The sequence below is a fragment of the Pseudoclavibacter sp. AY1F1 genome (assembly GCF_002931075.1).
GTDB lineage: Bacteria > Actinomycetota > Actinomycetes > Actinomycetales > Microbacteriaceae > Pseudoclavibacter.
Window position 1 is genome coordinate 115,264 of the sequence record NZ_PSTQ01000007.1, and the last position, 13,823, is coordinate 129,086.

At 65.0% G+C, this 13,823-nt stretch carries 8 protein-coding genes; all 8 read right to left on the reverse strand.

What is annotated here, in order from left to right; genetic code table 11:
- Positions 1–7 precede the first annotated feature (7 nt).
- On the reverse strand, positions 8–2,122 hold the full coding sequence (fusA, locus tag C5B85_RS12115; RefSeq protein ID WP_104286267.1) for an elongation factor G: 2,115 nt from the start codon (positions 2,120–2,122) through the stop codon (positions 8–10).
- A gap of 54 nt (positions 2,123–2,176) precedes the next feature.
- Positions 2,177–2,647 carry a 30S ribosomal protein S7 gene (rpsG, locus tag C5B85_RS12120; RefSeq protein WP_068479304.1) on the reverse strand — a complete coding sequence of 157 codons (471 nt, stop codon included), beginning with the start codon at positions 2,645–2,647 and terminating at the stop codon, positions 2,177–2,179.
- Positions 2,647–3,021 (reverse strand): 30S ribosomal protein S12, encoded by a 375-nt coding sequence (rpsL, locus tag C5B85_RS12125; protein WP_068479306.1) that lies wholly within the window; start codon positions 3,019–3,021, stop codon positions 2,647–2,649. Before rpsL ends, rpsG begins: the two co-directional genes overlap by 1 nt.
- Positions 3,022–3,283: 262 nt before the next feature.
- The gene (locus C5B85_RS12130) at positions 3,284–3,802 is read right to left on the reverse strand and encodes a hypothetical protein (protein WP_104286268.1); all 519 of its coding nucleotides are present in this window, start codon (positions 3,800–3,802) and stop codon (positions 3,284–3,286) included.
- A 19-nt stretch (positions 3,803–3,821) separates the two neighbouring features.
- Positions 3,822–4,322, reverse strand: coding sequence for an LpqN/LpqT family lipoprotein (locus C5B85_RS12135; RefSeq protein WP_104286269.1), 501 nt, complete (start codon positions 4,320–4,322; stop codon positions 3,822–3,824).
- The gene (locus C5B85_RS12140) at positions 4,319–6,154 is read right to left on the reverse strand and encodes a hypothetical protein (RefSeq protein ID WP_104286270.1); all 1,836 of its coding nucleotides are present in this window, start codon (positions 6,152–6,154) and stop codon (positions 4,319–4,321) included. The genes C5B85_RS12135 and C5B85_RS12140 overlap by 4 nt, the downstream gene beginning before the upstream one ends.
- A gap of 126 nt (positions 6,155–6,280) precedes the next feature.
- Positions 6,281–10,159, reverse strand: a complete 3,879-nt coding sequence (locus C5B85_RS12145; RefSeq protein ID WP_104286271.1) for a DNA-directed RNA polymerase subunit beta' — start codon at positions 10,157–10,159, stop codon at positions 6,281–6,283.
- 48 nt (positions 10,160–10,207) lie between these two features.
- Entirely contained in the window at positions 10,208–13,696 is a 3,489-nt protein-coding gene (locus C5B85_RS12150) for a DNA-directed RNA polymerase subunit beta (RefSeq protein WP_104286272.1), read from the reverse strand.
- Positions 13,697–13,823: the final 127 nt, after the last annotated feature.

The following is a 13,823-nucleotide window of genomic DNA, read 5'->3' on the forward strand; positions in this document are numbered from 1 at the left end:
ATAAGGGCTACTCGCCCCGGTTCTTCTGGATGATCTCCTCGGCAACAGCCTTGGGGACCTCGGCGTACGTTTCGAATGTCATCGAGTACACGGCACGACCAGAGGTCTTGCTGCGCAGGTCTCCGATGTATCCGAACATCTCCGACAGCGGCACGAGTGCACGCACCACCTTCACACCACTGGCATCTTCCATCGACTGGATCTGGCCGCGGCGCGAGTTGAGGTCGCCGATCACGTCGCCCATGTACTCCTCAGGAGTACGGACCTCGACCGACATGAGCGGCTCGAGGATGACGGGACCGGCCTTGGGGGCTGCTTCCTTGAACGCGATCGAGCCCGCGATCTTGAACGCCATCTCCGAGGAGTCGACGTCGTGTGCAGCACCATCGAGGAGCGACGCCTTGACGCCGACCATCGGGTAGCCGGCGAGGACGCCGACCTGCATCGCATCCTGGATGCCAGCATCCACGGATGGGATGTACTCACGAGGCACGCGGCCACCGGTGACGGCGTTCACGAACTCGTAGGTCTTCTCAGCGTCCATCTCAAGCGGCTCGAGCTTGATCTGGATCTTGGCGAACTGGCCGGAGCCACCCGTCTGCTTCTTGTGGGTGTAGTCGAACTTCTCGACGACCTTGGTGAGCGTCTCGCGGTAGGCGACCTGGGGCTTGCCCACGTTCGCCTCAACCTTGAACTCGCGCTTCATGCGGTCGACGAGGATGTCGAGGTGAAGCTCGCCCATGCCCTTGATGACCGTCTGACCGGTCTCCTGGTCGAGCATGACGCGGAACGTCGGGTCTTCCTCAGCCAGCTTCTGGATAGCCGTTCCGAGCTTCTCCTGGTCGGCCTTGGTCTTCGGCTCGATCGCGACCTCGATAACGGGGTCGGGGAACGTCATCGACTCGAGGACGATCTGCTTGTCAGGGTCGCTCAGGGTGTCACCGGTCATGGTGTCCTTGAGGCCGATGACGGCGTAGATGTGTCCGGCGGTCATCGACTCGACCGGGTTCTCCTTGTTGGCGTGCATCTGGAAGATCTTCCCGATGCGCTCCTTCTTACCCTTCGAGGAGTTGACGACCTGCGCGCCGGACGGGACGTGTCCCGAGTAGACGCGCGTGTAGATGAGGCGACCGAAGAACGGGTGCACGGCGATCTTGAACGCGAGAGCAGCGAACGGCTCGTCGGCGCTCGGACGACGCGTGAGCTCCTCCGACTCGTCGCGCGGGTTCATGCCGATAACGGCAGGAACGTCGAGCGGCGACGGCAGGTAGTCGACGACTGCATCGAGCATCGGCTGGACGCCACGGTTCTTGAACGCGGAACCGCAGAGCACGGGGTACATCTCGCTCGTGACCGTGAGCTTGCGGATGGCGGCCTTGACCTCGGGGACCGAGATCTCCTCGCCGGCGAAGAAGCGCTCCATGAGCGCGTCGTCGGTCTCGGCGACAGCCTCGAGCAGCTTGTTGCGGTACTCCGCAGCGCGCTCCTTGAGGTCTTCCGGGATCTCCTGCGTCTCGTAGGCCGCACCGAGGGTGGTGTCACCCTTCGAGTCGCTCGGCCAGACCTTTGCGTTCATCTCGACCAGGTCGACGACGCCGATGAAGTCGTTCTCAGCGCCGATGGGGAGCTGGATGACGAGCGGCTTCGCGCCGAGGCGGTTCACGATCGTGTCGACCGTGAAGTAGAAGTCGGCGCCGAGCTTGTCCATCTTGTTGACGAAGCAGATGCGCGGAACGTCGTACTTGTCGGCCTGACGCCAGACGGTCTCCGACTGGGGCTCAACGCCCTCCTTGCCGTCGAACACGGCGACTGCACCGTCGAGGACGCGGAGCGAGCGCTCCACCTCGACGGTGAAGTCGACGTGACCTGGCGTGTCGATGATGTTGATCTGGTTCTTCTTCCAGAACGACGTCACAGCAGCGGAGGTGATCGTGATGCCACGCTCCTGCTCCTGCTCCATCCAGTCCGTCGTCGAGGCGCCGTCGTGCGTCTCGCCGAGCTTGTGGTTGACACCGGTGTAGAACAGGATGCGCTCGGTGGTTGTCGTCTTGCCAGCATCGATGTGCGCCATGATGCCGATGTTGCGGACCTTGTTCAGGTCAGTAAGCACGTCCTGTGCCACGGGTGTCCTCCGAAAGGATTGAAGCGAGAGTGGTGAGGGCTACCAGCTGCTGGATTACCAGCGGTAGTGCGCGAAGGCCTTGTTGGACTCGGCCATCTTGTGCGTGTCTTCACGGCGCTTCACCGCGGCACCGAGGCCGTTGGATGCGTCGAGGATCTCGTTCGTGAGGCGCTCGGTCATCGACTTCTCGCGACGGTTCTTCGCGTAGCTCGTGAGCCAGCGGAGAGCGAGCGTGTTGGCACGGTGAGGCTTGACCTCGACCGGAACCTGGTACGTCGAGCCGCCGACGCGACGCGAGCGAACCTCGAGCGTGGGGCGCACGTTGTCGAGCGCCTTCTTCAGGGTCGCGACAGCGTCGAGCTCGGACTTGGCGGCGACACCCTCGAGTGCGTCGTAGACGATGCGCTCGGCGAGGCCCTTCTTGCCATCAAGAAGAATCTTGTTGACGAGCTGGCTGACGATGGGGGCGCCGTACACGGGGTCGGCGACCACGGGACGCTTCGGGGCTGGACCCTTACGTGGCATTACTTCTTCTCCATCTTCGCGCCGTAACGGCTGCGAGCCTGCTTGCGGTTCTTCACTGCCTGGGTGTCAAGTGCACCGCGGACGATCTTGTACCGCACACCCGGGAGGTCCTTCACACGACCGCCGCGGACGAGCACCATCGAGTGCTCCTGGAGGTTGTGGCCCTCGCCTGGGATGTAGGCGGTCACCTCGGTGCCGTTCGACAGCTTGACACGAGCGACCTTGCGGAGCGCCGAGTTCGGCTTCTTGGGCGTCGTGGTGTAGACGCGGGTGCAAACCCCGCGCTGCTGAGGGTTGGCCTTCAGGGCTGGCGTCTTAGACGCCGACGCCTTGGGGCGGCGGCCCTTGCGGACCAACTGCTGAATTGTTGGCACGAATAATCTCCTTGGTTTTGTACTGCGTGATCGTGGTAAGCACGATTCCTGTGCCTACGAGGCACTGTTTGCCTCTTGATAACCGACCGGCGGTACAAAATCTCTGGTATCGCTGGTTGGTGAAGCGGTGGCAGTCGAGGCGACTGGCGTTGCTTACAGTTGCGCGTTGAGCTGCAGTTTCTTCACAGTTTCAACGTTCGCACGGTTTTGGGCGCGACAGGGCGCGCGCACCGAAAAATCCTACCCCGTGAGTTTTGCAGGGTCAAGCGGCACCCCGATCGCGACCGGCGGGTCGAGCAGTGGAAAGCATCACGGCGACGACCACGATGGCCGAGAGAGGCACGATCGCCAGGCCGAACGGCCCTGTGGAGAGACCTACCGCGACCTCGCTCGCGAGGGGAGCGAGCACGTCTGCCTCGCCCGGTTCAGGTCGCGACCAGGAGGCGACGACGCCGGAGACGAGCGCGAAGGCGAGCCAGGCCAGCAGACCGCCAGGGAGTGCGACCCACAGGGAACCAGGTCTGCCGCTGAACCGACGCCGGAGCGCTATCGCCGCTGCTGAGGCGACGACGATCGTCGCAGCCGCGACGGAAAGCGGGGCGACGAGGATCCCGACTCCCGGGAGCTCGATGACGTCGCGGTCGAGACCAAGCGCAACGAATCCCCAGGTGGCGATGACAAGGGACGCGAAGACCAGCCCACTGACGGCGCCCCAGGTCACGGCCCTCCCCCACGATGAGCCCGGGTCAGGCGGCAGCTCGGCCTCGGAGCGCTCGATCATGTGGCATCTGCGGACGCGCTCAGGACACGACCTCGACCTGCAGACCGCGGACGATCACCGCGATGTCCTTGCCGATGTGGGCGGACTGCGCGGCCGTGCTCGTCCCGACCGCCGTGACGATCTCGGTGACGGGGCCACGATGCAGGACAATCATCTTGGAGCGGACCTCGAGCCCGCCGAGCCTGGGGTCCCGCTGCGTCGACTCCACGTAATGCGAGGGCTGCCCCTCCGCCTCGGTCTCGGTCTCGGTCTCGGCGAGACGCTCCTTGCCTCCGCCCTGCGTGATTCGCTGACGCAGCACGGTCAGCGCATCGTCGTGCGAGATCGTCCCTGGCCAGCGCTCGATCGTGACGAGCACGTTCGGGTTGAAGCCGTTGGTGGCGACGAGGTGGCGGGCGCCGAGGACCGAGCCGGCCCACTGCAGCGGCTCCCAGCCCGCCGGCACGTCGATGGAAACCCGAGGGAAAGCGGGGAAATCCTCGCTTGGCATGCTCAGCCGGCGGAGCTGCTCGGGGCTCATTCCGTGACTCCGTTCGCCTCTGCCGTCTCGGCTGCACGCTCGGCAATGCGCTTCTCGTAGCTCAGCTTCGCCCTGCGGTTGGCCTGCGCGACGCGGCGCCCTCGTGCGGCGGCGATGCCCCCGACCCACGTGAAGGCTTCTCTCGCCGCGATCGCCGCGACGAGGGCAGTCAGGAGGTGCTCCGAGGCGCGGAACTTCGCGAGGACCTCGTCGAGCTGGATGCTCGTGAGCGGCAAGCCCTCAGCCAGGTGCTGCTGGAGCGCCGCACCGAAGTAGTAGCCGGCGACGACCAGGGCCGCGGCAAGGAACCCGCCGAGGACGTAGGCCCACCAGCCTGCGCGATTCACGATGAGCGCCCAGAGCACTCCGAACGCGGCGAACACTGTGACCGGAACGGTGAAGGCTGCCGTGATGGCGAACTCCGAGGCCTCGCCGATCGGGTCGAGCCCAGTGTTGAAGGCCGTCCGCAGCAGCGCGAACGCAAGCAGGTAGAGGGCCGCGAACACGACGGACGCCACGAGCGCGACGAAGACTGCGAACATGCGATTCCCGCGCTTCTTCGGCTTGACGGGAGCGAGGTCGTCGCTGTCTGTCGGGGCCGAGAGCCGCAGCGGGGCAAAAGTAGAGTCGTCGTCAGTTGCTCCAGGAGTCGCACTGGGTTCGGACGTGGCGGCGGTGTCCGTGTCGGCGGTGACCTCGGCTTCACGGGCCTCTCGCGCCTCGTCGTCGCCCTGCTCGAGCGCCACCGAGGACGCGGCCCCGCCTACGGCGACCGAGTGCCCCTGCGAGGCATCTGAGCCGTCTGGGAGACCGGAGGCATCCAAGTCGTCCTGCGACGGCGAGAAGTCCGAGGTGCTCGAAGGATCCGATTCATCGCGACCCGTCGCCTCTGCGGCACGGGAAGCTTCGACGTCGTCGGTGTCGAGGAGATCGACGCGTTCCGTCACGGTGACAGCCTCAACGTGCTCGCCGTCTTCAGCGAGCTGCTCCGTGACGGTTTCCGTGACGACGGCCTCCGTTCGTGCCGCCTCACCGTCCACGCCACTCGGCGCACCGTCATCTTGCACGTCACCGGGTGCAGCGACGGGCGTGGCTTCCGACGGAGAGGTCGACCCCACCGCGGCGACACGCGCAGCAGTGCGGTCGATCTCGAGCGTGCGGCGAGGCTGATCGGGCTCGTCTTGCTCATCGTGCACTTCGTCAGGAGCGGTGGCCGAACCTGCGGCGTCAACCGTGATGGCGGCAACAGACTCGGCACCGATGGCGTCGGCTGCGAGGTCCTGCGCTGGTACCGGCTCGGTGACGGGGAAGTCCGCGGCGTCGTCCTCTTCGGCAACCACACGCTCCGAGACAGGGACGCCGTCGAAGCCGAGGTCACTGCCTGACTCTGGATCGTCCTGGGTCGCTACTGGCGCCTGTACCGGGTCGAGCCCCGATGCTCGGTCGGTATCGGCCCGTTCGGCCTCAGACCGGCCCGTCGGGCCGTCGGCGAGCACCGCCGCGAGCTCGTTCCTGTCCAGGCCGACGGTCGCGTTCGGGTCGCCGGCTTCCTCAGCGAGCGGGTCCGCGAAGGCGACGGCGACGTCCTCCTGTGGCGCCAGAGCGGGGTCCGTCGGCGCTTCGGCACGACCGTCGAACGCGAGGTCGTCTCCTGAAAGCACCTCCCCAGAGGCGACGTCTCCGTCCTCCCCGATCCCCCGGCTGCGGGCGAGGGCCGCCTCAAGCTGGTCCTGGACGTCTGGCAGCTCTCGGGGTTCGCCCGTCTCGCCGCCTGCTTCCGGCTGGGCGCCGTCATCGAAGGGCTGGCGAGGCGCGCGCGTGTCGTCACTCATGACGCCAACGTTAGGGCCGCACGCTCGCTTCTCCCCGCTGACAAGCCGCAGACGCGCGAACGCCCCCACCCGGAACGGGTGGGGGCGTCTGCACTAGGGCGTCGGTGAACCGACCCGACTTCAGAGCTAGCTGAAGTTCGAACCGCCGAAGTCGTCGCTCGAGAATGCCTCGAAGTCGACGAACGTCAGGTCGTTCTCATCGAAGCTGCCCTCGTCTGCACCGAACGGGTACCGCTCAGCGCGGGCCTCGTCCGTCGGCTCGACTGACATCTCGCGGTACTTGGTGAGCCCAGTACCGGCCGGGATGAGGCGACCGATGATGACGTTCTCCTTGAGGCCGACAAGCGGGTCGGTCGTCGCTTCCATAGCGGCCTGCGTGAGCACGCGGGTCGTCTCCTGGAACGAAGCTGCCGAGAGCCACGATTCGGTCGCAAGCGACGCCTTCGTGATTCCCATGACTTCCTGACGGCCCGTCGCGGGCTTGCGGCCCGACATGACGGCTGCGCGGTTGATGGATGCGAAGCGCTGCCCATCAGCCAGCTCACCCGGCAGCATGTCGGTCTCGCCGTGGTCGATGACCGTGATCTTACGGAGCATCTGACGGACGATGACCTCGATGTGCTTGTCGTGGATCGGCACACCCTGCGAACGGTAAACGCCCTGCACACCGCCGACGAGGTACTTCTGCACCTCGCGAGCACCCTTGACACGCAGCACGTCCTTCGGGTCGATGGGACCCTCGTGCAGCTGCTGTCCGTGCGTGACGTGCTGGCCGTCCTCAACGAGGAGCTCAGCGCGCTTCAGCACCGGGTAGATGTGCGGCTCGTCGCCGTTGTCCGGGTGGAGGACGATCTTGCGAGCCTTGTCGGTGTCCTGGATCTCGATGCGACCAGCAGCCTCGGCGAGCGGCGATGCGCCCTTCGGGGTGCGGGCTTCGAAGAGCTCCTGGACTCGAGGCAGACCCTGCGTGATGTCACCAGCGCTCGACACACCACCGGAGTGGAACGTACGCATCGTGAGCTGGGTACCCGGCTCACCGATGGACTGTGCGGCGATGATGCCGACTGCCTCACCGATGTCCACGAGGTTGCCCGTGGCAAGCGCGCGGCCGTAGCAGGCGGCGCAGACGCCGACGCTCGACTCGCACGTGAGGACAGAACGGATCTTGACCTCGGTGATGCCTGCATCCATGAGCTGGTCGATGACGACGTCGCCCATGTCGGTGCCTGCAGCTGCGACGACGTTGCCGTCGGCGTCAACCGCGTCGACCGAGATGCTGCGGGCGTAGACCGCGTTCTCGACGTTGTCGTCGACGACGATCTCGCCACCCTCGGTGATGTGCGCGATCTGCATGTCGAGGCCACGTGCGGTACCGCAGTCGTCCTCGCGGATGATGACGTCCTGCGAGACGTCGACGAGTCGACGCGTCAGGTAGCCGGAGTCGGCCGTACGCAGAGCCGTGTCGGCCAGACCCTTACGAGCACCGTGGGTCGAGATGAAGTACTCGGCAACCGTCAGGCCCTCGCGGTACGAGTGCACGATCGGGCGAGGAATGGTCTCACCCTTCGGGTTCGCAACCAGGCCTCGCATACCGGCGATCTGGCGAACCTGCAGCCAGTTACCGTTTGCACCTGCCGTGACCATGCGGTGGATGGAGTTGGTCGAGGGGAACGCTGCCTGCATCTCGTCGGCGACGAGCGCAGTTGCGGCTTCCCACTTCTTGATGACCTCTCCGCGGTACTCCTTCTCGGAGATCGCGCCCATGACCTGCCACTCGTTGCGCAGCTCAGCCACCTCGGCCTCGGTGCGCTCGACGATCTCGCGCTTCGAGTCCGGCGTCACCAGGTCGCTCAGCGCGATCGAGATGCCGGAGCGGGTAGCCCAGTAGAAGCCGGAGTCCTTGATGCGGTCGAGGGTGTCTGCGACCTCGTCCTTCGAGTACCGCTCCGCCAGGTAGTTGACGACACCGGACAGACGTCCCTTTGTCATCGTGTCCTCGACGTAGGGGTAGTCGGCCGGGAGCAGCTCGTTGAAGCGAGCGCGGCCGAGCGTCGTCTCGACGAGCGCGACGCCGCCTTCGACAGCACCGGCAGGAGCCTTGCCCTCTTCGAACGTGATGCCCGTGAGGCGCAGCTTGATCGGAGCGTTGAGGTCGAGCGAGCCCTGGTCGAACGCCATGATCGCTTCGGCCGTGGACGAGAAGACTCGTCCGGCGCCCTCGACGTCGTCCTGCAGCGTCGTCAGGTGGTACAGACCCGCGACCATGTCCTGCGAAGGCAGGGTGACGGGGCGTCCATCCGACGGCTTGAGGATGTTGTTCGACGCGAGCATGAGCACACGTGCCTCAGCCTGAGCCTCGACCGAGAGGGGCAGGTGGACTGCCATCTGGTCACCGTCGAAGTCGGCGTTGAACGCCGCGCAGACGAGCGGGTGCAGCTGAATCGCCTTGCCCTCGACGAGGAGCGGCTCGAACGCCTGGATGCCCAGGCGGTGCAGCGTCGGTGCGCGGTTGAGCAGCACGGGACGCTCGCGGATGACCTCTTCGAGGACGTCCCACACCTCGGGCTTCGCGCGCTCGACGGCACGCTTGGCAGCCTTGATGTTAGACGCGTGCTGAAGGTCGATCAGTCGCTTGATGACGTACGGCTTGAACAGCTCGAGTGCCATCTGCTTCGGGAGACCGCACTGGTGCATGCGCAGCTGCGGGCCCACGATGATGACCGAACGGCCCGAGTAGTCGACGCGCTTTCCGAGGAGGTTCTGGCGGAAGCGGCCCTGCTTGCCCTTCAGCATGTCGCTGAGGGACTTGAGAGCGCGGTTGCCGGTGCCCGTGACGGGGCGACCACGACGACCGTTGTCGAACAGCGCGTCGACCGACTCCTGGAGCATGCGCTTCTCGTTGTTCACGATGATCTCGGGAGCACCGAGGTCGAGCAGGCGGCGGAGGCGGTTGTTGCGGTTGATCACACGACGGTAGAGGTCGTTGAGGTCGCTCGTTGCGAAGCGGCCACCGTCGAGCTGCACCATGGGGCGAAGCTCTGGCGGGATGACCGGGACGACGTCGAGCACCATCGCCGCGGGGCTGTTGCCCGTTGCGAGGAAGGACGAGACGACCTTGAGGCGCTTGATGGCACGGATCTTCTTCTGACCCTTGCCCTCGGCGATCTGCGTGCGCAGGAGCTCGCCTTCGGCCTTGAGGTCGAAGTTCTGCAGGCGCTTCTGGATCGACTCGGCGCCCATGAATGCCTCGAAGTAGTCGCCGTAGCGGTCGACGAGCTCGTGGAAGTCGGTGTCCTCAGGCTTGAGCTCACCGACCTTCAGGTTCTTGAACGACTCGAAGACGCGCTCGACGCGGGTGATGTCCTCGTCGAACCCCTTGCGGAGCTGACCCATCTCCTTCTCGCCGGCGTCCTTCGTCTTGCGAAGCTGGTCTGCTTTCGCGCCTTCGGTCTCGAGAGCGCCGAGCTCCTCTTCGAGACGAAGCATGCGAGCCGCGATGGCCGCATCCTTCTGGTCGTTCAGGCTCTTGAGCTCGAGACGCATCTCGCTCTCGAGGCCGCTGAGGTCGTCGCGACGACCTTCCTCGTCCACCGAGATGACCATGTACGCGGCGAAGTAGATGACCTTCTCGAGGTCCTTCGGCGCCATGTCCAGGAGGTATCCGAGACGGCTCGGGACACCCTTGAAGTACCAGATGTGCGTGACGGGAGCCGCGAGCTCGATGTGGCCCATGCGCTCACGGCGCACAGCCGACTTCGTGACCTCGACGCCGCATCGCTCGCAGACGATGCCCTTGAAGCGCACGCGCTTGTACTTGCCGCAGGCGCACTCCCAGTCGCGGGAAGGGCCGAAGATCTGCTCACCGAACAGACCGTCCTTCTCGGGCTTGAGCGTGCGGTAGTTGATGGTCTCGGGCTTCTTGACCTCGCCGTACGACCACTTGCGAATGTCATCTGCCGTGGCTAGGCCGATGCGCAGTTCATCAAACTTGGTTGCATCCAACAATGCTGTTGTCTCCTTGTGAAGAATGAGTCTTCGTCGTGTCGGGGAGGCTTAGATCTCGTCGACGGACGAGGACTCGAAGCGGCTGGAGATGTTGATGCCGAGTTCTTCGGCGGCCCGGTAGGCCTCGTCGTCGTTGTCGCGGAGGCTCAGCGCGGTGCCGTCAGCCGAGAGGACCTCGACGTTCAGGCAGAGCGACTGCATCTCCTTGAGGAGAACCTTGAAGGACTCGGGGATACCCGGCTCCTGAATGTTCTCGCCCTTGACGATGGCTTCGTAGGCCTTGACGCGTCCGACGATGTCGTCGGACTTGATCGTGAGGAGCTCCTGGAGCGTGTAAGCGGCGCCATACGCGTAGAGCGCCCAAACTTCCATCTCACCGAAGCGCTGTCCACCGAACTGCGCCTTACCACCGAGTGGCTGCTGCGTGATCATCGAGTACGGACCCGTCGAACGCGCGTGGATCTTGTCGTCCACGAGGTGGTGGAGCTTCAGGATGTACATGTAGCCGACGGAGATCGGGTCCGGGAACGGCTCTCCGGAGCGGCCGTCGAACAGGACGGTCTTTCCGGTCGAGTTGATCAGGCGGTCGCCGTCACGCGTCTTGAGCGTCGAGTCGAGGAGGCCCGTGAGCTCTTCCTCGGTTGCACCGTCGAAGACGGGGGTAGCGAGCTTGACGCCCGGCGTTCCCTCGTAGGCCTCTGGAACGAGGTTCTTCGCCCACTCGGGCTCGCCCTCGATCTTCCAGCCGGTCTTCGCGACCCAGCCGAGGTGCGTCTCGAGCACCTGGCCGAAGTTCATGCGCTTCGGGATACCAAGCGGGTTGAGCACGATGTCGAGCGGCGTTCCGTCGGCGAGGAACGGCATGTCCTCTTCCGGCAGGATCTTCGCGATGACGCCCTTGTTGCCGTGACGGCCAGCAAGCTTGTCACCCTCGGTGATCTTGCGCTCCTGCGCGATGTACACGACAACGCGCTGGTTGACGCCGGAGCCGAGCTCGTCGTCGCCCTCTTCGGAGTCGAAGACCTTGACCTGGATGATCGTGCCGGCTTCACCGTGAGGAACCTTGAGCGAGGTGTCGCGCACCTCGCGGCTCTTCTCGTTGAAGATCGCGCGCAGCAGGCGCTCTTCCGCGCTGAGCTCGGTCTCGCCCTTCGGCGTGACCTTGCCGACGAGGATGTCGCCTGGCTGGACCTCTGCACCGATGCGGATGATGCCGCGCTCGTCGAGGTCCTTGAGGAGCTCTGGCGAGACGTTGGGCAGGTCGCGGGTGATCTCTTCCTTGCCGAGCTTGGTGTCGCGAGCGTCAACCTCGTACTCCTCGATGTGAATCGAGGAGAGGGTGTCGTTCTTCACCAGGTTCTGGCTGAGGATCATGGCGTCCTCGAAGTTGTGGCCTTCCCACGGCATGAAGCCGACGAGGAGGTTCTTGCCGAGCGCGAGCTCGCCGTTCTCCGTCGCAGGACCATCCGCGATGACCATTCCCTCTTCGACGCGCTCGCCGGCCGAGACCACAACGCGGTGGTTGTAGCAGGTGCCGTGGTTCGAGCGGTCGAACTTGCGGAGGAAGTAGGACTCGGTTCCGCCCTCGTCGAGCTGCAGCACGACGTGGTCGGCCGAGACCGACTGCACGACTCCGGCGCGGTTCGCCGTGATGACGTCACCGGCGTCGATGGCCGCGAAGCCCTCCATACCGGTGCCGACGACGGGGCTCTCGCTGCGCACGAGCGGCACGGCCTGACGCTGCATGTTGGCACCCATGAGCGCGCGGTTTGCGTCATCGTGCTCGAGGAACGGGATGAGGCTCGTCGCGACCGACACCATCTGGCGCGGGGAGACGTCCATGTAGTTGACCTCGCCGGCTGGGACGAGCTCGACTTCGCCGCCCTTACGACGGACCAGGACCTCGTCCTCGACGAAGTGGCCGTCAGCGCCGATAGGCGCGTTGGCCTGCGCGACGACGTACTCGTCTTCCTCGGATGCGGTCAGGTAGTCGACCTGCTCCGTGACCTTGGTGTCGACGACTCGACGGTACGGCGTCTCGATGAAGCCGAACGCATTGATGCGCGCGAAGGTCGCGAGCGAGCCGATGAGGCCGATGTTCGGGCCTTCAGGCGTCTCGATCGGGCACATGCGGCCGTAGTGGGAGGGGTGCACGTCACGAACCTCGACACCGGCGCGCTCACGCGAGAGACCGCCGGGTCCGAGGGCCGAGAGGCGACGCTTGTGCGTGAGACCCGCGAGCGGGTTGTTCTGGTCCATGAACTGCGAGAGCTGCGACGTTCCGAAGAACTCCTTGATCGCGGCGACGACAGGTCGCACGTTGATCAGGGTCTGCGGGGTGATCGCTTCGATCTCCTGCGTCGTCATGCGCTCGCGCACAACGCGCTCCATACGGCTGAGGCCCGTGCGGACCTGCGACTGGATGAGCTCGCCGACGGCGCGGATGCGACGGTTGCCGAAGTGGTCGATGTCGTCCACGTCGAGGCGGATGTCGGCAGGCTCGCCGTTCCGCTTGCCGTCGAACTTCTCGTCGCCAGCGTGCAGCGCGACGAGGTACTTGATCGTCGAGACGATGTCCTCGACGGTCAGGACCGACTCGCTGATCGCGGACTCGATGCCGAGCTTGCGGTTGATCTTGTAGCGACCCACCTTTGCGAGGTCGTAGCGCTTCGAGTTGAAGTAGAAGTTGTCGAGGAGGGCGCGGGCGGCCTCCGTGGCAACCTGCTCGCCTGGACGCAGCTTGCGGTAGATGTCCTTGAGCGCATCTTCCTTCGTGCGGATGTCGTCCTTCTCGAGCGTGAGCTCGATGGACTCGTACCCGGCGAACTGCTCGCGGATCTCGTCGGTCGTGAGACCGAGGGCCTTCATGAAGACCGTGACGGACTGCTTGCGCTTGCGGTCGATACGAACGGCGACCTGGTCGCGCTTGTCGATCTCGAACTCGAGCCAAGCACCGCGGCTTGGGATGATGCGTGCCGAGAAGACGTCCTTGTCGCTGGTCTTCTCAGGGGTGCGCTCGAAGTACACGCCCGGGCTACGGACGAGCTGCGAGACGACGACACGCTCGGTGCCGTTGATGATGAACGTGCCCTTGCTCGTCATGAGCGGGAAGTCGCCCATGAAGACGGTCTGCGTCTTGATCTCAAGCGTCTGGTGGTTCATGAACTCGGCCTCGACGTAGAGAGGCGCGGAGTACGTCTTACCGCGCTCCTTGCACTCCTCGAGGGAGTACTTCTCGGGCTCGAGGTACGGGTTGGTGAAGCTCAGCTGCATCGTCTCGCCGAGGTCCTCGATCGGAGAGATCTCCTCGAAGATCTCGTCGAGGCCGGAGCGGAGAGCGACGTCGGTGCGGCCTTCAGCCTGCGCCTTAGCGAGGCGCTGCTTCCAGGCGTCGTTACCGACGAGCCAGTCGAAGGATTCGGTTTGCAGAGCGAGGAGATCTGGCACATCGAGTGTGTCGCTGATCTTCGCGAATGAGAGTCGGCGTGCATTCCGACCGGTCGTAGGCGTCGGAGATGCGTTGCGCGCAGCAGCCAAGGAAGTTCCCTCCACGATCCCGCGGATTCCGCGAGATGCCAGTAGTGTCGTCGGTGAGGTTCCGCCACGTTTCACGATGTACAAGGCGTGCCCATCGCCAACGGCCGCGGTCGAAGAAGACCCGCGA